The 22,510-nt window shown below is 57.5% G+C and carries 24 protein-coding genes and 1 tRNA gene; 14 read left to right on the forward strand and 11 right to left on the reverse strand.

The window, feature by feature from the left end:
• Window positions 1–20 precede the first annotated feature (20 nt).
• The 3 genes from ychF to DA792_RS03590 all read left to right on the forward strand — a co-directional run bounded on the left by ychF (window position 21) and on the right by DA792_RS03590 (window position 3,186).
• Window positions 21–1,118, forward strand: a complete 1,098-nt coding sequence (gene ychF / locus DA792_RS03580) for a redox-regulated ATPase YchF (protein ID WP_107718155.1) — start codon at window positions 21–23, stop codon at window positions 1,116–1,118.
• A gap of 106 nt (window positions 1,119–1,224) precedes the next feature.
• Entirely contained in the window at window positions 1,225–2,163 is a 939-nt protein-coding gene (locus DA792_RS03585) for a glycosyl transferase family 90 (protein ID WP_159075151.1), read from the forward strand.
• Between the two features lie 51 nt (window positions 2,164–2,214).
• A complete protein-coding gene (locus tag DA792_RS03590) occupies window positions 2,215–3,186 on the forward strand; it encodes a UDP-glucuronic acid decarboxylase family protein (RefSeq protein ID WP_107718159.1) in 972 nt (323 codons plus the stop codon).
• A 4-nt stretch (window positions 3,187–3,190) separates the two neighbouring features.
• On the opposite strand, the gene DA792_RS03595 is transcribed toward DA792_RS03590, so the two are convergent.
• The gene (locus DA792_RS03595; protein WP_107718161.1) at window positions 3,191–4,600 is read right to left on the reverse strand and encodes a coniferyl aldehyde dehydrogenase; all 1,410 of its coding nucleotides are present in this window, start codon (window positions 4,598–4,600) and stop codon (window positions 3,191–3,193) included.
• A 475-nt stretch (window positions 4,601–5,075) separates the two neighbouring features.
• On the opposite strand from DA792_RS03595, the gene DA792_RS03600 reads away from it, so the two are divergent.
• From DA792_RS03600 to DA792_RS23200, 3 genes are all read left to right on the forward strand, one after another.
• Window positions 5,076–5,246: a hypothetical protein gene (locus DA792_RS03600; RefSeq protein ID WP_159075152.1), complete on the forward strand. Its 171-nt coding sequence runs from the start codon at window positions 5,076–5,078 to the stop codon at window positions 5,244–5,246.
• A gap of 144 nt (window positions 5,247–5,390) precedes the next feature.
• Window positions 5,391–5,480 (forward strand) — tRNA-Ser (locus tag DA792_RS03605).
• Between the two features lie 148 nt (window positions 5,481–5,628).
• On the forward strand, window positions 5,629–5,865 hold the full coding sequence (locus DA792_RS23200) for an Arm DNA-binding domain-containing protein (RefSeq protein WP_368074493.1): 237 nt from the start codon (window positions 5,629–5,631) through the stop codon (window positions 5,863–5,865).
• Here DA792_RS23200 and DA792_RS03615 read toward each other — a convergent pair.
• Together DA792_RS03615 and DA792_RS03620 are read right to left on the reverse strand one after the other, a co-directional pair.
• On the reverse strand, window positions 5,835–6,431 hold the full coding sequence (locus tag DA792_RS03615) for a DUF7146 domain-containing protein (RefSeq protein ID WP_159075154.1): 597 nt from the start codon (window positions 6,429–6,431) through the stop codon (window positions 5,835–5,837). The two genes, DA792_RS23200 and DA792_RS03615, sit on opposite strands and share 31 nt — an antisense overlap.
• A 173-nt stretch (window positions 6,432–6,604) precedes the next feature.
• On the reverse strand, window positions 6,605–7,777 hold the full coding sequence (locus DA792_RS03620; RefSeq protein ID WP_107718167.1) for an ROK family transcriptional regulator: 1,173 nt from the start codon (window positions 7,775–7,777) through the stop codon (window positions 6,605–6,607).
• Between the two features lie 173 nt (window positions 7,778–7,950).
• Between DA792_RS03620 and DA792_RS03625 the strand changes: the two genes are divergently transcribed.
• From DA792_RS03625 to DA792_RS03640, 4 genes are all read left to right on the forward strand, one after another.
• The gene (locus DA792_RS03625; protein ID WP_107718169.1) at window positions 7,951–8,961 is read left to right on the forward strand and encodes a sugar ABC transporter substrate-binding protein; all 1,011 of its coding nucleotides are present in this window, start codon (window positions 7,951–7,953) and stop codon (window positions 8,959–8,961) included.
• 83 nt (window positions 8,962–9,044) lie between these two features.
• The gene (locus tag DA792_RS03630) at window positions 9,045–10,124 is read left to right on the forward strand and encodes an ABC transporter permease (RefSeq protein WP_107718171.1); all 1,080 of its coding nucleotides are present in this window, start codon (window positions 9,045–9,047) and stop codon (window positions 10,122–10,124) included.
• Complete coding sequence (locus tag DA792_RS03635) at window positions 10,121–10,912, forward strand: ATP-binding cassette domain-containing protein (RefSeq protein ID WP_107718173.1); 792 nt, start codon at window positions 10,121–10,123, stop codon at window positions 10,910–10,912. Before DA792_RS03630 ends, DA792_RS03635 begins: the two co-directional genes overlap by 4 nt.
• Window positions 10,912–11,529 (forward strand): AAA family ATPase, encoded by a 618-nt coding sequence (locus DA792_RS03640; protein ID WP_107718175.1) that lies wholly within the window; start codon window positions 10,912–10,914, stop codon window positions 11,527–11,529. The genes DA792_RS03635 and DA792_RS03640 overlap by 1 nt, the downstream gene beginning before the upstream one ends.
• A gap of 6 nt (window positions 11,530–11,535) precedes the next feature.
• On the opposite strand, the gene DA792_RS03645 is transcribed toward DA792_RS03640, so the two are convergent.
• From DA792_RS03645 to DA792_RS03680, 8 genes are all read right to left on the reverse strand, one after another.
• Complete coding sequence (locus DA792_RS03645; protein ID WP_107718177.1) at window positions 11,536–12,105, reverse strand: maleylpyruvate isomerase N-terminal domain-containing protein; 570 nt, start codon at window positions 12,103–12,105, stop codon at window positions 11,536–11,538.
• A complete protein-coding gene (locus DA792_RS03650; RefSeq protein WP_107718179.1) occupies window positions 12,105–13,208 on the reverse strand; it encodes a cupin domain-containing protein in 1,104 nt (367 codons plus the stop codon). The genes DA792_RS03645 and DA792_RS03650 overlap by 1 nt, the downstream gene beginning before the upstream one ends.
• Before the next feature lie 27 nt (window positions 13,209–13,235).
• Complete coding sequence (maiA, locus tag DA792_RS03655; RefSeq protein ID WP_107718181.1) at window positions 13,236–13,883, reverse strand: maleylacetoacetate isomerase; 648 nt, start codon at window positions 13,881–13,883, stop codon at window positions 13,236–13,238.
• 15 nt (window positions 13,884–13,898) lie between these two features.
• Window positions 13,899–14,597 carry a fumarylacetoacetate hydrolase family protein gene (locus tag DA792_RS03660; protein ID WP_107718182.1) on the reverse strand — a complete coding sequence of 233 codons (699 nt, stop codon included), beginning with the start codon at window positions 14,595–14,597 and terminating at the stop codon, window positions 13,899–13,901.
• Between the two features lie 30 nt (window positions 14,598–14,627).
• Entirely contained in the window at window positions 14,628–15,830 is a 1,203-nt protein-coding gene (locus DA792_RS03665) for a 3-hydroxybenzoate 6-monooxygenase (RefSeq protein ID WP_107718184.1), read from the reverse strand.
• 135 nt (window positions 15,831–15,965) lie between these two features.
• Complete coding sequence (locus tag DA792_RS03670; protein WP_107718186.1) at window positions 15,966–17,357, reverse strand: TRAP transporter large permease; 1,392 nt, start codon at window positions 17,355–17,357, stop codon at window positions 15,966–15,968.
• A complete protein-coding gene (locus tag DA792_RS03675; RefSeq protein WP_107718188.1) occupies window positions 17,350–17,847 on the reverse strand; it encodes a TRAP transporter small permease in 498 nt (165 codons plus the stop codon). The genes DA792_RS03670 and DA792_RS03675 overlap by 8 nt, the downstream gene beginning before the upstream one ends.
• An 83-nt stretch (window positions 17,848–17,930) precedes the next feature.
• Window positions 17,931–18,965 (reverse strand): TRAP transporter substrate-binding protein, encoded by a 1,035-nt coding sequence (locus DA792_RS03680; protein ID WP_107718190.1) that lies wholly within the window; start codon window positions 18,963–18,965, stop codon window positions 17,931–17,933.
• Between the two features lie 165 nt (window positions 18,966–19,130).
• Between DA792_RS03680 and DA792_RS03685 the strand changes: the two genes are divergently transcribed.
• The 4 genes from DA792_RS03685 (at window position 19,131) to DA792_RS03700 (ending at window position 22,509) form a co-directional block, all read left to right on the forward strand.
• The gene (locus DA792_RS03685; protein ID WP_107718193.1) at window positions 19,131–19,601 is read left to right on the forward strand and encodes a MarR family winged helix-turn-helix transcriptional regulator; all 471 of its coding nucleotides are present in this window, start codon (window positions 19,131–19,133) and stop codon (window positions 19,599–19,601) included.
• 207 nt (window positions 19,602–19,808) lie between these two features.
• The gene (locus DA792_RS03690; RefSeq protein WP_107718195.1) at window positions 19,809–20,573 is read left to right on the forward strand and encodes an SDR family NAD(P)-dependent oxidoreductase; all 765 of its coding nucleotides are present in this window, start codon (window positions 19,809–19,811) and stop codon (window positions 20,571–20,573) included.
• A 24-nt stretch (window positions 20,574–20,597) separates the two neighbouring features.
• Window positions 20,598–21,371 carry a crotonase/enoyl-CoA hydratase family protein gene (locus DA792_RS03695; protein WP_107718197.1) on the forward strand — a complete coding sequence of 258 codons (774 nt, stop codon included), beginning with the start codon at window positions 20,598–20,600 and terminating at the stop codon, window positions 21,369–21,371.
• 97 nt (window positions 21,372–21,468) lie between these two features.
• Entirely contained in the window at window positions 21,469–22,509 is a 1,041-nt protein-coding gene (locus DA792_RS03700; RefSeq protein ID WP_254679345.1) for a TRAP transporter substrate-binding protein, read from the forward strand.
• Window position 22,510: the final 1 nt, after the last annotated feature.

Genomic DNA, 22,510 nt, shown 5'->3' on the forward strand with positions numbered 1-22,510 from the left:
TCTGCACAAAGGGACGCGATATGGGCTTTAAAATGGGAATTGTCGGGCTGCCGAACGTGGGCAAATCGACGCTGTTTAATGCTCTGACCAAAACGGCAGCGGCGCAGGCGGCGAATTTTCCGTTCTGTACGATTGAGCCCAACGTGGGCGAGGTTGCCGTGCCGGATGCGCGCCTGGACACTCTGGCCGAGGTTGCCGGGTCGAAACAGATCATTCCAACGCGGATGACTTTTGTCGACATCGCGGGTCTGGTCAAAGGCGCCTCAAAGGGCGAGGGCCTTGGCAACCAATTCCTGGCCAACATCCGCGAATGTGATGCCATCGCCCATGTGGTCCGCTGTTTTGAAGACGGCGATGTGACCCATGTCGAAGGCCGTGTGGACCCGGTTGATGATGCGCAAGTGATCGAGATGGAATTGATGCTGGCCGATCTGGAAAGCATCGAGAAACGCCGGGCCAATCTGGCGCGCAAACTTAAAGGCAATGACAAAGAAGCGGCACAACAGGATCGCCTTTTGGCCGCTGCCCAAGCCGCCCTTGAGGCCGACAAACCAGCCCGTTCGGTCGAGATCGACCCGGATGACATGAAGCAATGGCGGATGCTGCAACTTTTGACACAAAAGCCGATCCTCTATGTCTGTAACGTCGAGGAAGAAAATGCCGCCAACGGCAATGCGCATTCCGAAGCGGTTGCCAAAATGGCCGCTGAGCAAGGCGCGGGCGCTGTGGTGATTTCTGCCAAGATCGAGGAAGAGATTTCCCAACTCGAAGCGGAAGAAGCGGAGATGTTTTTGGGCGAAATGGGGCTGGAAGAAGCTGGTCTCGACCGTCTGATCCGCGCTGGCTACGAATTGCTGCATTTGGAAACCTATTTCACCGTCGGCCCGAAAGAGGCCCGCGCTTGGACCATCCAAAAAGGCACCGCCGCGCCGCAAGCGGCAGGCGTCATCCACGGCGATTTTGAAAAGGGTTTCATCCGCGCCGAAACCATCGCGTTTGCAGACTTTGTGCAATTTAAGGGCGAATCTGGCGCGAAAGAAGCCGGTAAAATGCGCGCTGAGGGCAAGAGCTACATCGTTCAAGATGGCGATGTGATGCATTTCCTCTTTAGCCGATAACCGTATTTATACGTTTGATTTTACATAACTGACTTTATGGAGATCGACGATGGCCCGCCCACGTCCATTGAAAGCGTTTAAGGTCCGGCGGAAGGTAAGAAAGAGTTTGCAGACCTCTTTCAACCGTGCGGGCGTTGCGCCAGTGGCCTTTGATTTCGCGGCTTCGGACGAGGTCAAATCGGAGTATGAATTTCACTTGGTCAGAGACCGAGGCCGAAATGTTTACCTCTATAATCAAGAGTATCTCATGCGCCACGCGGGGCTGCATCGGAATATTTCGCCAGCTTATCTTTATTGGTTCAGTCAAACCGATCCCGCCGTTGAGAGGATCTCGTGCGATCTCTCAGACGGCGAATGGCCGGGCTTTGCGCGTTTTACTTATTCAACCTGCTTTTCGGGTAAGGTTTTGGTCCCGGATCAACATTTTTTCCGCGATCACGGGTATATTGAAACGGATCGTTTGGCGCGTGAGGCCCCCGCGTGGTCGGAGCGTAAAGATACCATTTATTGGCGCGGACAGAACAACAGTCACGGGTTTTTTTCTCTTGAGCCCGAACATCTGGACAAGCCGTGGGTGATGCAGCGTTTGCGCTTTGCCATGGCCGCCCGCGATATTCAGGGGGTTGATGCCCGTTTTGTGGCTGGGACGACCCATCTCCAAGAAGCGCAATGTGCGCAAGCGGGCTTGATGGCGCAGAAACGCCCTTGGCAGGCTTGGGCCGGTGACAAATATGCACTGGATATTGATGGGTTTTCAAATGCTTGGTGCAACTTTATGCAACGGCTGAAACTTGGCTGTTGCGTGCTTAAAGTGGACAGTCAGTTTGGCTTTCGGCAATGGTATTACGACACGTTGGTGCCATTTGAACACTACGTCCCGGTCAAGGCAGACATGTCTGATTTGGCCGAAAAAGTGGACTGGGTTCGGACCCATGACACGGAGGCGCAAAAAATCGCCGCTGCAGGGCAGGCCTTGGCCCGCGCAATGACATTTGAGAGCGAAACGGCACGCGCGGCACAGATTATCGAAGAGCATTGGGCATAAGCCCCTGTGCCAATCCGGCCCGCATGGGCTAACCCTATTTTGGAGAGCCCTATGGCGCGACTTTATGACAGCCGTAAACGTATTCTTGTCACCGGAGGTGCGGGGTTCATTGGGTCGCATTTGATGGATCGTTTGTTGGATCAAGGTCATGATGTGATCTGTGTCGACAACCTCTTCACCGGCACCAAACGCAACATCGACCATTTGCACACGCATCCGCGCTTTGAGTTCCTGCGCCATGATGTGACCTTTCCGCTCTATCTTGAGGTGGATGAAATTTACAACCTCGCCTGTCCGGCCTCGCCGGTGCATTACCAACACGATCCCGTGCAAACGACGAAAACCTCGGTGCATGGTGCGATCAATATGTTGGGACTGGCCAAGCGTTTGAAATGTAAAATCTTTCAGGCTTCCACTAGCGAAGTTTACGGCGATCCCGTGGTGCATCCGCAGACCGAAGACTATTGGGGCAACGTCAATCCCATCGGCCCGCGGTCTTGCTACGATGAGGGCAAACGTTGTGCCGAAACCTTGTTCTTTGACTATCACCGCCAGCACGGGCTTGAGATCAAAGTGGCGCGAATTTTCAACACCTATGGCCCGCGCATGCATCACGCCGATGGGCGCGTTGTGTCGAATTTCATCGTGCAGGCCTTGTTGGGCGATCCGATCACCATTTATGGCGATGGCTCGCAAACCCGGTCCTTTTGCTATGTGGATGATCTGGTCGAAGGCTTTTTGCGGTTGATGGAGACCGGGCGCGAAGAAACGGGTCCGATCAACCTTGGCAATCCGGGTGAATTTACCATCCGCGCATTGGCGGAAAAGGTCATCGAGATGACCGGTTCGCGCTCGACGCTTGTGTTTCACAATTTGCCGCAAGACGATCCGAAACAGCGCAAACCGGATATTTCCCGCGCCAAAGCGGCGCTTGATTGGGAGCCAACCGTGGCATTGGAAGAGGGCCTGTCGCGCACCATTGCCTATTTCAACGCGCTTCTCCCCACTCTCAAGGTGGCGTGAGCCGTTACATAAAGCGGCGTAAGCGTTTGAGAAGGCGGGCTTTGAGGCCTTTGAATGGGGGGTCAATCAGAGCCATCCCGTTCCATTTCACTTGCCGCACCACGGGTTTGAGATGGGAAAACGTCTCGAACCCGGCGCGGCCATGATAGGCTCCCATACCAGAGGCACCGACACCGCCAAAGGGTAGCGTGTCAAACCCCACATGGATCACCGTGTCATTGACCGTCACGCCACCTGAAATGGAGTGATCAAGCCACAGATCTTGCTCGGCGCGATCTTCGGCAAAAACGTATAGCGCCAGCGGATGATCGCGCGCGGCGGCGAATTCAAGCGCCTGTTGCGGCGTGTCATAGGGCACGATCGGTAGGATCGGACCAAAGATTTCCTCCCGCATCAAGGCGATGTCCAAAGGCGGGTCAAGCACAAGGGCAGGGGCGAATTTACGGGTATTTCCTGTGCCGCCTTCAAGCCGGATCACCTCGGCCCCACGCGTTTTCGCCTCAGAGAGCAGTGTCTCAAGCCGGGTCAGGTGACGTTCCGTGATGATCCCGGCAAAATCCGGGCTTTGCGCACCTTGCGGATAAAACCGCATCATCGCGCCCATCACCGCATCCGCCATCGGACCAATTTTATGACGCGGCACCAAGACATAATCGGGCGCAACACAGACCTGCCCCGCATTTGCGGTCTTACCCCAAGCAATACGCCGCGCGGCACGGTTGAGATCCGCAGAAGGCATCAAAATGGCGGGGGATTTTCCGCCCAGCTCCAAGGTCACGGGTGTTAAATTCCGCGCCGCTGCCTCGGCCACCTTACGCCCCACCCCGGTGGAGCCGGTGAAGAACAGGTGATCAAAGGGCAGGGCGGAAAACGCCGCCGACACATCGGGGCCGCCGATGATCGCTATGATTTCGTCAGGGGCGAAGGCCTCGGCAATCATATCGCGTAAGACGGCGGAGGTGCGCGGCGCCAATTCGGAGGGTTTCAACATCACCCGATTGCCCGCAGCCAAGGCGGCGGCAATGGGGGCAAGCGACAACATCACCGGAAAATTCCACGGCGCAATGATGCCGACCACGCCCAATGGCTGGGGGCGAATTTCAGCGCGGGCGGGTTTGTAAATCAACGGCGTGCGGATACGACGGATTTTCATCCAGGCTTTGAGATGGCGCTTGGCGGTGCGAATCTCTCCAAAACTTACGTCGATGTCAAACGTCCGACTTTCCTGCGCACTGCGATGGGAAAAATCGTCGGACATGGCGGTGAGCAGGGCAGGCTCGGCCTTGGTCAGGGCTTCTTCCAACCGCGTCAGGCGATCCAGACGCAGATCATAGGACACCACCGGCTCCGCCCGATGCGCGTGGCGCATGGTTTCAAACATGCGGGATAGGTCTGTCGATGTGTCTTGGCTCATCTGTCACCTCCTGTGCCTGTGTGGCATTGAGCCAGAAAACAAGCGTAAGAGAAAGGCGTCAGATGCGCTTTGCCGTGACGTTTAACGCCAGATAAGGCGGCGCACTGTCGCACGAATGCCGTTTTGCGACGGCTCCAACAGGCATCCCAATACGAATGCAAAAGGTCTGATCTCGGTCATGTCGCAGGTCCCCACGCCTGATTTTCGTCTCTCCCACCCTTGATACGTTCAAATTATCTCGATTGCGTGACAGATAGCGCGGTGATGTCGTTTAAAGGCCACCAGATTCAACATTTCATTAGGGGCTTTGTGGTTTGGTTTAGGGCATGAACTGGAGGGGTCCAGTGTTGCGCTTTCGGGTGCAGCTCAGTCACGTGGGGTGAATGCGATGTCCAACACTACAATGTCCAACAGAGACAAGAGAGATGCGGTTTCGACCGCCACACCTAGGGCGATGCCACTTGGGGGGATCAGATTGAGTGTTTTGATCCTTTTGACGGGCTTGGCTTTGGTTGAGGCGCAACCGGCGAAGGCTGCGTTCCCAAATTCGAAAAAGCATGTCGTTTTGCCGGAGATCAGCACCCCAATTGCGCCGCCTTTGACCGTGGGCGGCGGAACTGAGGACGCTGCCCCTTTGTCCGAATGAAATGATATGGAGTGTGGCTCACATCACTCGGGACGGCCTTGTCATGGGACGATACTTGATTGCCGTTCGTGGACTGAAAAACATGCACCCAGAGGATGCTATTTTATCTTGTGTCTCTGAAACGCCTCCATTACACGGGTCGGCGGAGACGTGGCCGAGTGGTCGAAGGCGCTCCCCTGCTAAGGGAGTAGGCCCGGAAGGGTCTCGAGGGTTCGAATCCCTTCGTCTCCGCCACCTACCATTTTCATTGAATGGCCTTGGGGCGTTTGTTAGCGTATAAGTGTATGGACTTATGCGCTTATTTTCATTCGTTGATTGTGTTCGTTTCACTTCGATTGCGCTCGGTTCTGTTCGTTGCGTGGTATGAAAGGTGGTACGTTCCATGGCCTACACCTCAGGAAAATTGACAAAGAATCTCGTCCGAACCCTTGGCTCAGGGCGGCATGGCGACGGAAATGGTCTCTACCTTGTCGTGGACCCATCCGGCGCCCGGCGCTGGATCGTGCGGGTCACAGTGAAGGGCCAGCGAAACCGGCAAGGGAAGCCCAACCGAACCGACTTCGGGCTCGGCGGTGCCGATAAGGTCAGTCATTCTGCACCGCCTTTCATGTTCAAATAATCATTCCAATCTTGTCCAGCGGGGGCGGGAAGTAATGAAACATCCCAGCCAAGTCCGCTGGCCCTTTGTGCCAAAGCCTGTGCCGCTCTTAATACTGCGCCTTTGTCGTCGCTGTCTGAAGCGATTATGAGCCGTGAAGGGGTTGCTGGCAGTGATAGGCTTTCTATTCCACTGGCCGAAAGTGCCGCCCAGATCGTCGCAGGGGTTTTGAGTATGCCACTCGCAAGAGAAAGACCTGTTTCAATACCTTCTGAAACGGCAAGAACATTGCCGCCCTGAGCCAGTCGCACAGAGCCGCCTTTGCAGCCGCCTAGCATGGCTTTGGCAGGTATGACCTTCGCTTTCTGGCCCGATTGCGTAAGGTAGGTGCGATGGACTGCAAAGCCCTGTACGCCCTGAATGTGTGCAATCATTGCAGGCAAGTGATTGCCTGAGGCATGTCTGCACGATGGATGAAAGCGCAGGGAGGTTGGCATCGCGCATGTGATTGCGCGTTGCCTTAGCCATTCATCTGGAATGGAAATGCCTCGACCGTCTTTATTGTAGGCCAGTTCGAGCCTTATCAAATCTTGTAGTCTGGTTTCTTGATCAACTCGTGGAGGAACAGCATTTCGGAAGTAGTTGTCGCGAGCGGTAAGACGCGGGCGCGAAAGTCTTTCATATTTTCGTATGGTTGTTTTGTTCCAGCCTACGGCCTTGATTTCATCGCGAAAACCTCCAGCCCTTGTTTCGCAAGTTTTCAGGTCAGGAAAAATTGCGAGAACATCGGTTCTGCGGCGGCTCCGATTACACGGGCATTGCCGCCGATTTGGGCGGGTTCGACCCGGGGTGCGATCAGCCCACGCAGGTCCAGAGCCTGAAGTTCGGCGCGGGTTTCGTCCACAAGCCGCTCGCGCACATCTGCGGGAAAGGCCCCGTCGATCAGCACCGCTTCGAAATCAATCACGCTACAGACCGTGCGGCTGGCGGAGGCGAGGGCCTTGGCGGACTGGGTGATCCAGTCATCCAAATGGGTGCCGAAACCGGACCAATCTTGCGGCATACGCCACAGCGCTGTGGTGTCGCCTCCGGCTTTAAGGACTGCGGCCTCCAGCAGATAAAGCGAGGCGGCGTCAATCAGTTGCACCTCTTTGCCCTCGGTGGTGATGTGGGGCAGGGAGCCAAAGGCCCCGGCATTGTGTTGCCGTCCTTCGACGACCGAAGAGGCCATGACAATGCCGCCACCGATGAAGGAGCCAATGAAGAAATAGGCGTAGTCAGTAAAGGCGCGTCCGCGGCCAAAGAAATGTTCGGCGCGGCAGGCGGCGGTGGCGTCATTGTCGGTATATTGCGGCAGGTCGGAAAACGTCGCGATCTCGGTGGCAAAGTCGATCTCGCGCCAAATGTTGAAATCCTTTGGCGCGCCCAAAGCGTCGCTCCACCGCCAAATTTCCGACGGTGCGGCGACGCCAATGCCACACAGACGCTTACGTTGATAGGGGGTTAAGGCCGCGGCGAGCGTCTCCATTCCCTCACGCAAAAAGGTAAAGATTTGGTCCGGCATGGGATAACGGTAGGTAATCAGGCGTTGTTCCAAAACTCGACCGGACAGGTCCATCACCACCAAATCTGATGAGCGTCGCCCAATTTTGAGGCCAAACGACAGCGCCCCATCCGAGTCGATTTCCATCGGAATCGACGGCTTTCCGACCTTGCCGCGCTTTGGTGATCCGCGTTTGAGAAAGCCTTCGTTTTCAAGTTTTCTCAATATGTTAGAGACGGTTTGAGCCGACAGGTCGGTGCGCTTGGCAAGCTCGCTACCGGGCATGCCTCCATGACGTTGAATGAGCGATAGGATCAATCTTTCATTGATCTCACGCACGCCAATCTGATTGACGCCCGATCGAAGCTGGCGCACCTCAATATCATTCATCTGTCGTCCTCCCGTGGGTCATATTGTCGAACTCGCATTAATAAATCAAATGGATTTATTTATTGACGGGGCGCTAGGAATCATGTCTTTTCACCGTGAGCCGCTCGGAGGAAGTGGTGAGAGTGATGCGTGACCCTGAGACAGGGAGCGCGACGAATTTTGGGAGGACGACCATGAAAAAACTTCTGACTGGGAGCGCAATTGCGCTGGCTTTGACGGCATCCGGGGCTTTTGCTGAGGACATCAGCGCCTGCCTTGTGACCAAGACGGACACCAACCCTTTCTTTGTGAAAATGAAAGAGGGTGCAAGCGCACAAGCTGAGGCTTTGGGCATCAAACTCAACACCTACGCGGGCAAACTTGACGGCGATGTGGAAACTCAGATCGCAGCCGTTGAATCCTGCATCGCTGGGGGCGCAAAAGGCATCCTGATCACCCCGTCTGACAGCCGTGCTTTGGCGCCTGTCGTGACCCAAGCCCGCGAAGCCGGTCTTTTGGTCATCGCACTCGACACGCCGTTTGAGCCGATCGACACCGCAGACGCGACCTTTGCCACCGACAACTTCTTGGCTGGCGAATTGATCGGCCAATGGGCGGCGGCGAAAATGGGCGACACGTCTAAGGCAAAAATCGCACTGTTGGATCTCAACCCCTCTGAAGTGTCCGTCGATTACCTGCGTGACAACGGGTTTTTGCAGGGCTTTGGCGTCGACATCAAAGATCCGAAAGACATTGGTGACGAAGACGACGAGCGCATCGTTGGCAATGATGTGACCAACGGCAACGAAGAGGGCGGTCGCACCGCGATGGAAAACCTGCTGCAAAAAGACAGCGGCGTGAACGTGGTGTACACCATCAACGAACCGGCAGCAGCCGGGGCCTATGAAGCGCTCAAATCCATGGGTCTCGAATCTCAGGCCTTGATCGTCTCGGTCGATGGCGGTTGCCCCGGCGTGCAAAACGTCAAAGACGGCGTGATCGGTGCGACGTCCATGCAGTTCCCGCTGTTGATGGCCTCCAAAGGCATCGAAGCGATCAAAGCCTATGCGGACACGGGCGAAAAGCCGATGAATTCCGAAGGTCTCGATTTCTTCAACACAGGCGTTGAGCTTGTGACCGATCAACCGGTGGAGGGGATTCCGTCGATCACCTCCGAGGAAGCCCTCGGCAAGTGCTGGGGCTGATCTGATCCGCGTCGTTTCACCGGGAGAGGCAGCGTGCTGCCTCTCCCCCCTCTTTTCGCCCTCCGACATCGAAGGACAGGGAAATGAGTGACACCACCCCGGCCAAAAAAGGCCAAGATTTTGAACATGTTCTGGATCAAAGCGACCGTTCTGTCGCCTCGTTCGAGACGTCCCAGAGAAATATCATCGAACGACTTCAGTCGGCTTTGCATGGCAACCCGACACTGGTGCCGGTGATCGTTTTGGCCGCAGCCGTTGTTGTGTTCGGTCTGATCGCAGGCGGTAAATTTTTCTCTGCCTTCAACCTGACATTGATCATGCAGCAGGTGTCGATCATCGGCATTCTCGCCGCGGCGCAATCGCTGATCATCCTGACTGCGGGCATTGACCTTTCGGTGGCGGCGATCATGGTTTTGATGGCGGTGATCGCGGGCAATTTGGCGGTGTATAATGGCGTACCTGCGCCCATTGCACTGATTGTTGCCTTTGTTGGCGGGACAGTGGCGGGGCTGATCAACGGCTTCTTGGTCACCAAGATCAAACTGCCGCCTTTCATCTCTACCTTGGGCACGTGGTCGATCTTTTTCGCGCTCAACCTGTGGCTTTCAGGTGCGCAATCCATCCGCTCGCAAGACATCGACGCCAATGCGCCCTTGCTCAAATTCTTTGGCCATACCATTGAAATGGGCGGTGCGCGCATCACCTATGGCTCGATCCTGATGGTGCTGGTCTTTGCCGTGCTGTGGTACATGCTCAACAAGACCGCGTGGGGCCGTCATGTTTACGCGGTGGGCGACGACAAAGACGCGGCGGAATTGGCGGGCATTCGCACCGACCGCACGCTTTTGTCGGTCTATGCGCTCTCAGGTTTCATCTGTGCCGTCGCCGCTTGGGCCTCTATCGGTCGGGTTGGCTCGATCTCGCCGCAGGCCTTCTATGAGGGTAACCTGCAATCCATCACTGCCGTGGTGATCGGGGGCATCTCGCTCTTTGGCGGGCGTGGTTCGATCCTTGGCGCTCTGTTTGGTGCTTTGATCGTGGGGGTGTTCCAATCCGGGCTGCGACTGGCCGGTGTGGATGTGCTCTGGCAGGTCTTTGCCATCGGTTGGCTCATCATCATCGCGGTCGCTATTGACCAATGGATTAGAAAGGCTTCGGCATGACACAGTCTCATATTCAGCCCATTCTCTCCGCCTCAGGCCTGACCAAACGCTATGGCCGTGTCACCGCCCTCGATACCTGTGATTTCGAACTCTATCCGGGCGAGATTTTGGCCGTGATCGGGGACAATGGTGCGGGCAAATCTTCCTTGATCAAAGCGCTGTCTGGTGCGGTCAAACCCGATGCGGGCACGATCAAATTGGATGGTGAAGAGATCCATTTCCGCTCGCCGCTTGAGGCCCAGGACGCAGGCATCGCCACCGTCTATCAAACCCTCGCGCTTTCGCCTGCGCTGTCCATTGTTGACAACATGTTCCTGGGTCGTGAAATCCGCAAGCCGGGGTTTGCGGGCAAGTTTCTGCGGGCTTTGGATCATGGGGCGATGCGCGATTTTGCTCGGGACAAGCTGTCCGAGCTGGGTCTGATGACGATCCAAAACATCGACCAACAGGTGGAAACCCTGTCAGGTGGTCAACGGCAAGGCGTGGCCGTGGCCCGCGCCGCAGCCTTTGGCTCAAAGGTGATCATTTTGGACGAACCGACTGCGGCTCTTGGCGTCAAGGAAAGCCGCCGGGTGTTGGAGTTGATCCAAGATGTACGTTCGCGCGGCATTCCGATCATTTTGATCTCGCACAACATGCCGCATGTGTTCGAAGTGGCGGACCGGATACATATCCACCGCCTTGGTCGCAGGCTGTGCGTGATTGATCCGAAAGAATACACCATGTCGGATGCCGTGGCCTTTATGACCGGGGCAAAAGAACCACCAGCCGAGGCCGCAGCCGCCTGATGGAGAGCCGTCTGAACGCTTTGGTCGCCAAAATTCGCACCGCCGCAGAGGGGCAGGAACGGCTTTTGGTCGCCGTGGCCGGACCTCCCGGCGCGGGCAAATCGACGCTGGCCGAGGCGTTGGCCGATCAGATCGGACCAGAGGCGCAGGTCATTCCGATGGACGGGTTTCATCGCGACAATGACTGGTTGATCGCACACACTCTTCTGGCGCGCAAAGGTGCGCCAGAAACTTTTGATGCGGCGGCTTTTTTGCACCTGATCAAACGGTTTTCAAAGGGCGAAAGCCCGCGCTTTCCGCTGTTTGACCGCGCTGGTGATTGCACCGTGCCAGAGGCGGGAGGGCTGTCTGAGGCCACGCGTATTCTGGTGATCGAAGGCAATTACCTCCTGCTCGACCGTCCAATTTGGCGCGATCTTGCGGCGTTTTGGGATATGACGGTCTTTATCGACGTACCAAAGCCGGAGCTTGAACGTCGCTTGATTGCGCGTTGGTTGGATCACGGGTTGGACCCGGATGCGGCGCGGGTGCGGGCGCAGAGCAATGATTTGATCAATGCCGACACGGTGATCGCACAGAGCACCACCGCCGATTGGACCATATCAAGCGACTTTTAACGGCGCTTAAAGCTGGCGTAGGTCCTGCGGCAGGTCCGTCCTGCGCCCGCCATTGTCCAAATCCAGCGCGCCAAACCAGACCTCGCGCGCCCGCATCATTGGCAGAGCGCGGACGGTTGTGGCCGCCTGATCGGGCAGTGTCAGCGGCATGTCCCAATGCGCATCTGTGAGGTCGCGCCAACAGACGTTCAAATGCACCTCCGTGTGGTGAAACAAATGCCGCAAAGCGCGCGCGGGCAGGGTCGCAGCCAGATCCAAAGCGGGCATTTGATGCTTTTCGTCATTCGGCGGGGTGTAGGCCACGCCTTTGGTCAGAGCCTCAAGAAGCATTGCCTGATGGCGGGCATGATAGCTGACATGGGCGATCACATGCCGCCGGGTCCAGCCGGGGCGCAATGCCGCCCCGTCCAGATCAACGTCCGACAACTCATTGAGTTTGCGTGCAAAATAGGCCGTCCCACGGCGCGCCATCAACAGGTCTTCGGCGGGGGCGAGGGCGGCGTCATAGCGCGCGCCCTTGCCTTGGCGGGCCTTGAGAGCCGCGCGGGCGACCCGATCGGTCTCGCCAAGCGCCATCAGTTTTGCCCCTCGACCTTCGTACGCATAAACGAAAGCGCTTCCATGATCGGCGCGTCCGAGAACCGGAACAGGTCGAATTGGGTGTCCGCCTGCAACGACCATTTGACCCAGCTCGGCACGACGAACATATCGCCGGTTTCAAGCCGAGTGGTCACGCCGTTGAGCACCACAGAGCCGGTGCCTTCAAACACTTGGAAGACGCTCGATCCGACCTCTTGGCGCGGCGCGGTTTCAACGCCCGCCCGCAGACGGTGGAATTCACAGCGCATCGTTGGCATCACATCGCCGCCAGTGGTTGGATTGACGTAGCGGATTGCGGCGTGGCCTTGGGCGACGGTGGCGGGTTGGCCCTCGTCCTCCAGCAAAAGCTGTTCGGTCAACGCCCGGTCGGTGAACTCCCAGCGATAGGCCCCGATCGGCGAGGCCACGGTGTTTTGCAACTGTGACAGCGGTCGCACCCCCGGATGACACCAAAGCCGCTCGCCGCGCGAGAAATTCGGCGTGGCATAATCGGTCACCCGGTCGGAGCCGAATTCGAAAAAGCCGACGTCCATCTGTTGGCTGAACGGAATATCGAGCCCGTCGATCCAGGCCATCGGTTTGTCGGTGTCATTGTGATGGCCGTGGAAACACCAGCCCGGCGTCAGCAACAGATCGCCGCGCGACATGCGCACCGGATCGCCGTTGACCACGGTCCAAACCCCTTCGCCCTCAACCACAAAGCGGAACGCGTTTTGAGAATGGCGATGCTCGGGCGCGGTCTCTTTTGGACCCAAATATTGGATCGCGGCCCACATGGTTGGCGTGACATAGGCATGCGGCGCAAGGCCCGGATTGGCCAGACCAAGCGCGCGGCGTTCGCCTCCGCGCCCTACAGGCACCAGTTCGCCGGATTTCTCCGCCAAAGGCAGCAGATTCGACCATTTCCAAACATGTGGCACGGCTTTGGATTTTGGATGGATCGGCATCAGGTCGCCAAGCTGGGTCCAAAGTGGGATCAGGCTTTCGTCCTCGAACCCTTTGTAAAGCGCGCGCAATTCCGGCGTATCTTCGGGCTGCATCGCATGGTCTACGCTGTCGTGATCAAGCTGTTCATTCATGGGAACCTCCTTGCGGGATGGGGACGCTTAGGCCGCGTCCGGCTGTTGGGGCGGAGCCGCCTTGGCAAAAGCGGGGAGTTGGTCGAGAGCGGCATAAATGCGCGCAATCGTCGGCCAGGGATCAAGCGGGATGCCGAAGCGTTTGTTGTTCCAGACCTGCGCGTAAAGGCACACATCCGCCAGTGTTGGCGTGTCGCCGTGGCAATAGATGCCGGTGTCTGGGCTGTGCGTCAGGGCCGCTTCAAACGCGTCAAACGTGGTGCTGACCCAATGGGTGAACCACTCTTTTTGTGCCGCTTCATCGGCCCCGAATTGGTCGCGTAGGCGGAACAGCACCCGCAAATTGTTGAGCGGGTGGATTTCGCAGGCGATCATGTAAGACAGCGCCCGCACCCGCGCCCGTCCATCCGCATCTTTTGGCAAAAGCGCGGGTTCGGGATGGGTCTCCTCCAGCCATTCGATGATGGCCAGAGATTGGGTCATAAACGTGCCGTCCTCACGCTCCAAGGTTGGCACCAGCCCTTGCGGGTTCTTCGCCAAATACTCGGGCGTGCGGGTTTCCCCGTCGCGCAGCACATAGGGGATATAGTCAAAATCCAGCCCCTTGAGGTTCAACGCGGCACGCAGCCGCGTTGAGGTGGAGGAGCGAAAGAAGTTATGCAACTTCAACGTCATGGCATTCAGCCTCGCTCAATCTTCTTTGGGGCCAATGGGGGTCTCGATCGACCCCAGTCCCTCGATGGAGACAACACAGACATCACCAGAAACGAGCGGGCCGACGCCTGCGGGCGTGCCGGTCATGATCAAATCGCCCGGCGCAAGCGCAATGGAATGGGACAGGATCGAAATGATCTCTGGCACCGACCAGATCAGCTCATTGAGATCCGCATCCTGTTTCACATCGCCGTTGACGGTGAGTTTGATCGCGCCCTTATCCGGGTGACCGACTTTGGCGACCGGGAACACCGGGCCGATCACGGCAGAGCGGTCAAACGCCTTGCCCCAATCCCACGGGCGGCCCTGTTCGCGGGCTTTGAGTTGCAGATCGCGTCGGGTCAAATCGTTGCCCACCGCATAGCCCCAGACATGGGACAGGCTGTCGGCCTCGGTAATGTTTTTGCCGCCGGTGCCGATTGCCACAACCAATTCGGCCTCGTAGTGAAAGTTTTCGGTCTCGGGCGGATAGGCGACGGTTTCACCGCTTTCCACAACCGCATCCGCCGGTTTGGTAAAGAAAAACGGCGGATCACGATCCGGGTCTTTGCCCATCTCGCGGGCATGAGCGGCGTAGTTGCGGCCGACGCAGAAAATACGGCGCACGGGCAGGCGCTCGTCCGTGCCATCAACTGCAATCGAGGCCTGAGGCGCGGGGGGGAAGACATAGGTCATCGGATGGTCCTTTGCGTTTCTGAGGGGAGGTTATTCGGCGGCCAGCGCGGTTTCGTCGAGGCCGGTGGAGCCATAAATCCAGCTCAATTGGTCGTACCATTGTGCGGGGGACATGCCCTTCATCACATGGTTGCGCACGGCCGCTTTGGCGTCATCCGGGTGGTAGATATATTCACCGATCAGGCGGGAATTCATCTGAACCCGGGCGGTGCGCACGCGGCGCATGTCTTGGTAGCGCTGAAGCGCGTTTTCGACATGATCGCCATAGTTTTCAATGCAATGGGATAGAGCCACCGCGTCTTCCATCGCCATGCAGGCACCTTGGGCAAAATATTGCAGCATCGGGTGGGCGGCATCACCCAGCAGAGCCACACGGTTCTCAACCCAGTTGGAAATCGGCTCGCGGTCGCACAGCACCCAAAGTTTCCAATCATTGCCATGTTCGATGATCTGACGCGCTTTCGGGTGGATGTGCTCAAAGCCCTGCGCGACTTCTTCTTTCGAGACGGGCTTGCCGGCAATCGCCTCTTTGACGTCGCGGTGATAGGTCACCACAAGGTTGAACATTTTCCAGCCCTTGAGCGGGTAATGCACGATGTGACATTTCGGACCGGCCCAGAGCGTGGCAGCGTTCCACCGCAGATCTTCGGGCATTTGCTCGGTCGGGATCACCGAGCGATAGGTGGTGTGGCCGGAAATACGCGGCTCGCCATCGCCGATCATCTGGGCGCGCACGGACGAACGCAACCCTTCCGCCCCGATCAAAAACGAGCCTTTGAGTGCGTCACGGTCTTTGAGTTTGAGTGTCACAGAGGTGCCGTCTTGCTCATAGCCTTCGACAACATGATTGGTGCGAATGTCGATCAGCGGGCTGTCTTCGCAATATTTCAACAAAACGCCATGCAGATCGGCGCGATGCACCACCGCGTAGGGGTTGCCAAAGCGTTCGCGGAACGGCGCGTCGAGCGGGATCGAGGTGATGTCTTCGGCGGTTTGCGCATCCATCAGGCGCAGGGCGTCGATATAGACCGCCTTGTCGCGCGCCTCGTCGCCAATGCCGAGATAGTCAAAGCAATGAAAGGCGTTCGGGCCAATTTGAATGCCAGCGCCGATTTCGCCAAGCGCAGGGGCCTGTTCGACCACGATGGAGCGATGACCTTTGCGGGCAAGGCCACAGGCGGCAGCAAGCCCCCCGATGCCACCACCGGCGATGAGGATAGGAAGATCAGACATGAGATGTCTCCTTTTTCGGACCTTAAAGCGTTTCGTCAAAAACCTGGATCACAGCTTTTCGAGACGCGCCGTGCAAGATTTGAATGTGTGCGCATTTCGCATCAAACTTGTGTCTCAAGTTTAACGCGAAACGCTTTAGCCGCCGATCAGGCGCGGAATGGTGAGGGTGAGGGCGGGGATCAGAATGATCAGCGCCACACGGATGACTTCGGAGCCAAGAAAGGGCATGACACCGCGGAACACGGTGGACATCGGCGTGTCCTTGGCCAGAGAAGAGATGATGAACACGTTGAGGCCGACAGGCGGCGTGATCAGGCCAAGCTCGACAACGATCAGCGCCAGAATGCCAAACCAGATTTTCAAATCCTCAATGCCCATGCCAAAGGCGGCATCGGCGGCGGTGACATATTCCCCGCCATTGAGCGCAATCAAGGTCGGCCAAAAGAACGGCACGACGACAAGGATCATCGCCAGACTTTCCATGAAACAGCCAAGGATCACGAAGGCGATCAACATGATAACCAGCACCAGCATCGGGTCCAAGCCAGAGGTCGCGGCCCAATCAGACAACGCTTGCGGTAGGCCGGAGCGGGTGAAAAAGCCCTTGAGCACCTCGGCACCAAACAGGATCAGATAGATCATGCCGGAGGTGATCGCCGTGGCCTGAACCGCGCGTCTGAGGCCTTTGAGATTCAGCCCCTCGCCGGTCAACGCCCGAAGCACAAAGCCATAAGCGGCAATCATGAACACGCCAATGGAGGCGGCAGGGGTGGGGGTGAACAGGCCAAACCCCAGACCCAAAATGATCGCGCCGAAAATGGCGATGACCGGGAACAGGCGTTTGAGCGCGATGTTGCGGTCTTCGCGCGGCATCGGGCGCGGTTCGGGGGCCAGGGACGGGTTGATCCGCACCTGAATGGCAACCACGAGGATAAAGGACAGCACTGCCAAAAGGCCGGGGATGACAGCGGCTTGGAACATTTTAAGGATCGAACCCTCAACGATGATCGCATAGATCACCAGTGCGACAGAGGGCGGGATGAGAATGCCCAACGTGCCACCTGCCGCCAATGCGCCCGCCGACAAACGGTCGGCATAGCCGAGTTTTTTCAACTCAGGCAGGGCAACTTTGCCCATGGTCGCCGCCGTTGCCAGGGACGATCCGCAGACCGCACCAAAGCCGCCACAGGCCGCAATCGCCGCCATGGCCACGCCACCGCGCAGACGCGAGAGGAGGGCTTCGAGCCCTTTGAACAGGTCACTTGAGAGCCGCGCCTCGGCAGCAATATAGCCCATGAGCACGAAAAGTGGGACGACCGAGAGGTCATAATTGGCTACGTTTTCCCAAAGCAAAGACTTGAATTGGCGCAGATAAGGCACAAACCGCACGTAAGGCACGGACAGAGACAGCGCATAGGTGCCGCCCACGCCGACCAAAATCATCGCAATGCCCACAGGCATTCGCAGCATCAAAAGGGCGAACAGGACAACAAGGCCGACCACGCCGATGGTGATGGGATCAAGCATAGCGGGCATCTCCGAAAATTTGGCTCACAGAGACGATGGCCCAAAGGATCATCGAGGCGATGCCGGGGATATAAAACGGCCAGATCGGCCAGCCGAGCACGCCGGCCACCACTGCATCTGAGCGCGATTCCAATAGGCCGTTGATCATCCAATAGGCCAAAAACAACGCCACTCCGGCGGTGAGGATCAGCCACATGTGATCGAGCACACGTTTGACCACCATCGGCGCATTGGAGACGAAAAGATCGACCGCGACATGACCGCGCGAGGCCTGCGTGTAAGGGAAAAACATCAGTGCCGCGCCGGAAATGGCCAGTTGCACAAAGTCTTCATATCCGGGCAGGCCGGAGATATTGACGCCAGCGGGCGCAAGGATACGGTCGAGGATGAAAGCGCCGGTATTGGTGGTGGTGACCATGACGATGACAAAGAGGATCACGCCTCCAAGCATCGCAAAGATGTCAGCCAGACGCGTCACATGAGCGTGCATAGCAGGCCTCCCGGTTGGGTGGTGGTGTTTCGTATCGGTTTAGCGGGGGCGTTGGGCGAACCAGCCCCCCGCTTAGGTTTGGCTTATTGGGCTTCGGCTTCGGCCACCGCGGCACGGGCCGCGTCGACAAGGGCTGCGCCATCAATGCCTTTGCTGGAAACTTCTTCGATCCAGCGGTCGACAACAGTGTCATTTGCGGCATCAAATTTCGCACCTTCTTCGGCGGAGAACACGGTGCGGGTCACGCCCGCCGCATCCAAGGCGTCAATCCCGGCCTGTTCGAAATCTTCCCACATCTGGCCGATCTCCGCGGCGACATTGACCGTGGAGTTGGCGTCGATCACGGCCTTGAGATCCTCTGGCAACGCGTCATAGGCGTCTTGGTTCATCGCCACCATGAAAACGGCGGTGCCAAAGCGGTCGCCATTGGGCAATTCGGCGGTGTATTTTTCCAGCTCCTGCAATTTCAGCGCGGGCACGATTTCATAGGTGGTCAAGGCGCCGTCGATCACACCTTTGGCCATGGCTTCCGGCACGGCAGGGACGGGCAGGCTGACGGGCTCTGCACCCATGGCCTCAATGGTCCACGCGCCAGAGCGGCCCGGTGTGCGCAGTTTCAGACCGGCCACATCTTCGAATGTGGTGATCGGAGTGCTTGCGGAATGGATCAGGTTGCCGTCATTGGCATGCAAAAACAGCACATGAATGTCTTTGAAATCCTCGGCCAACAGATCAAGAGAGGCGTTGAGTGCAATGGTGGTGTCACGGGCGGAGCCTTTGTGAACACGGGGCAATTCAAACACTTCGGTGCGCGGGAAGACCCCCGGCGTGTAGCCCAAGAGGGTCCAAACAATGTCGGCCGTGCCGTCGCGGACCTGACCGTAAAGCTCGCTGGGTTTGCCGCCCATCGACATGGCCGGATAGATTTCAATGTTGATGCGACCGTCGCTCTCGGCCTCGATCGTCTGTGCCCAAGGCTCCAACATCACCTTATGGGCGTTGGCCACTGGCGGTAGGAAATGGTGCATGATCAGCGTGACATCTTGGGCCATCGCCGTGGTGGCCGACAAGATCGCCGCGGCCGTGAGTGTGCCGAGAATTTTGGCTTTAGAAAACATATGAGCTCCTCCGATTTTATCTGGGCGCACTCCCGTTGCGCATGTAGTATGTATACTTACTATTGATCTGGGTCAAGTCTGTAAGCATACTCATTATTGACCTCCCTCAAGTCCCGTGGGCTATGGGGGAGGCATATGGTGATAAAAAGAATGACATGAGGGCCGATGAAACTTGAGATCCACAACATGGCAGGACATTTGATTCGCCGATTGAATCAGATTTCGATGTCGATCTTTAATGAGCGGATGCGGCTCACAGGCCATGCGCTGACCTCGGTGCAATTTGCCGCGATGAACGCGCTGCACGCCAATCCTGGGCTGGATCAGGCCAGTCTCGCCGGGCTGATTGCCTATGATCGGGCGACCATCGGTGGGGTGGTGGATCGGTTGGAGGGCAAGGGGTTGGTCAAACGGATCGTGAATGAACGCGACCGCCGCGCCCGTACAATCACACTGACCCCTGAGGGCGAGCAGATTTTGCAAGAGTTGATCCCGGTGGTGAAGCGGTTTCAAGATGAGATCCTTTTGGGTCTGGATGAGGGGGAGCGGGTGGAGTTTTTGCGGTTGGCGGCCAAGGTTGCGGATGCTGGCAATCACCTCAGCCGCGCGCCGCTGATTCTTGACCGAAAGCCCTAACCTGATCGTTCTGCGCAGCTGCGCCACGCCTGAGCCAAAATTTTAAAACCACACAGCCTGCGCGCTGTGTGGTTTTTTATTTGCCTTTTCAAATGTCCGTGTGCGGGCATCGTCGATGCTGCATCTGCGAGATAGGTTATTGCATTAATTGTTCATTGACATAACAATTAAATCTTCGCATGGTTTGCTCAAATGGGAGGAGATCACATGAAGATCGAAGGGCATGTCGCCGTTGTGACAGGTGCGGCCAGCGGGCTTGGCTTTGCCACCGCCAAACGGCTTGCTGCGCTGGGCGCGAAAGTGGTCGTGTTGGACCTGTCAAAAGAGGCCGCCGAGCGTGCCGCCGCCGAGATCGGTGGTCTTGGTTTTGGCGTTGACGTCAGTGACGCTGATGCTGTTGAGGCCGCGTTTGCCGAGGTTGAAGCAACCCTTGGCACCCCGCGCGTCACCGTGTCCTGCGCCGGGATCGGCACTGCCGCACGCATCTTGCCGCGCGATGGCAGCCTGACCATTGATGCCTTTGCCAAGGCGCTGAACGTCAATCTTTTGGGCACTTACACGGTGATGAACATCGCTGCGCGGGCCATGGCCAAAGCCGACCCTCTGGATGACGATGGCGTGCGCGGTGTGATCATCAACACCTCCTCTGTGGCGTTCGAAGACGGGCAGATCGGCCAAGCGGCCTATTCCGCCTCCAAAGGCGGCGTGGCCTCCATGACCTTGCCCGCAGCGCGCGAACTTGCACGGTTTGGTATTCGGGTCATGGCGATTGCGCCGGGCCTGTTTGAAACCGCGATGAGCGCGGGCCTGCCTGAGGACATTAAAGCCGACATTCTCAAATCCGTGCCGTTCCCGTCGCGTATGGGCCATGCGGATGAATATGCGCAGCTTGTGCAGTCGATTGTGGAAAACCCGATGCTCAATGGCACGGTGATCCGACTGGATGCTGCCGCGCGCATGCCGATCAAATAACTGAATAAAAAGAAGAAAAATACAATGACATCTGATACAGAGATCCTGAAAGTCGAGGTTGAAGGCCCGATCGCCACGCTGACGATGAATCGCCCGGCCAAACGCAATGCCATGTGCGACGCGCTTTTGGATGCGATCGAGGCGTTCTTCTCTCGTCCGCCAGAGGGCGTGCGCGTGGTGATCCTGACTGGGACGGCAGGACATTATTGTTCAGGTCTTGATCTCTCAGAACATGTCGCCCGCGATGCCGAAGGCACGATGCGCCATTCGCGCAATTGGCACGGCGTCATGGATAAAATTCAATTCTCCGGCCTGCCGGTGATCTCCGCCATGTTTGGTGCCGTGATCGGCGGTGGTTTGGAATTGGCGGCTTCGACCCATGTGCGCATTGCCGAGCCGTCGACGCTCTTTCAACTGCCCGAAGGGATGCGGGGCATCTTTGTCGGCGGGGGCGCGAGCGTTCGGATCGGGCGCATTCTTGGTGCCGACCGGATGTGTGAAATGATGCTGACCGGGCGCAAATACAATGCGGCTGAGGGGCTTGATCTTGGGCTGGCGCATTATGCGGTGGGCGAGGGCGAGGCGATGGATTTGGCGCGCAAACTGGCGGCCAAAATTGCCAAAAACGCCACCCTGTCGAACTACATGATGATCCAGGCGATCAGCCGGATTTCCGACATGTCCAAATCCGACGGCCTGTTTATGGAAAGCATGTGTGCGGCGGTGTCGCAGACCAGTGAAGATGCCGGGGAAGGCCTGAAAGCCTTTCTCGAAAAACGCGCTCCGGTGTTTCGGTAACGCGCGGTAAGGGGCCTTGCGCGGAGGAGTGCAGGGCCGCTGCAAAAGGATCAGGGCTCGGGCAAGGGGCCAGATGTCATCAATGGGAGGAACCAATATGACGACTATGACGCGCCGGATGGCGATGACGACACTGGGGGCGGCTTTGGCCACACCCGCATTCCTGAAAAAAGCCCATGCCGCAGAGGTGACCCTGCGCGTGCACCATTTCCTGCCGGGTGTGGCCCCGATGCAAACGCGGTTTTTCGACGTTTGGGCCAAGGAAATCTCTGAGGCCTCGAATGGCGCGATCGAGATGCAAATGTTCCCGTCGATGCAGCTTGGCGGCAAACCGCCACAGCTTGCCGATCAGGCGCGTCAGGGCATCTGTGACATCGCCTGGACACTGCCGGTCTATACGCCGGACCGTTTCCCGGTGGCCGAAACCATGGCGATGCCCTTTATGGTGACCAATGCCGAAAAGACATCGGTGGCAATGCACACGTTGATGGAAGAATTCGGTCAAAACGAATACAAAGGCATGAAACCTTTGGCGTTTCACACCCATGATGGCGGCAAAATTCACACCCGTGGTCAGATCGTCTCCAGTGCCGAAGACATCAAGGGGCTGAAACTGCGCGCCCCGAACCAAGCGACCGGTGAAATGCTGGCGTTGATGGGGGCTGAAACGGTGTTCTTCCCGGTGACCGAAATGGTCGTGGGGCTCTCAAACGGGGTGATCGACGGCTGTTGCCTGCCTTACGAGGTGGTGCCTGCATTCAAATTGCAAGAACTGACCAAAGTGACCAACGAACCCGAAGCGGGCGGACGCGGCATCTATGCCAACACCTTTGCCCTCGTGATGAACGAGCGCAAATATGAAGGCCTGTCCGATGATCTGCGCGCCGTAATCGACGCCCATTCCGGGGCGGATCTGTCACGTCGTTTGGGCGCGCAATTCGATGAATTCGAGGCCTTTGGCAAATCCGTTGTCGAAAAACAGGGCAATGAAATTCACACCATCGCGGCCTCTGAGATCAACACATGGCGCGAAATGGCGACCCCGATTTATGACAATTGGATCGGCAAGCTCAATGACGCGGGCCATGATGGCGCGGCGATTGTGGCACGGGCCAACGCCCTGTTGGACGCGGGTTAAA

The sequence above is a fragment of the Celeribacter baekdonensis genome, from assembly GCF_003047105.1.
Taxonomy (GTDB): domain Bacteria; phylum Pseudomonadota; class Alphaproteobacteria; order Rhodobacterales; family Rhodobacteraceae; genus Celeribacter; species Celeribacter baekdonensis_B.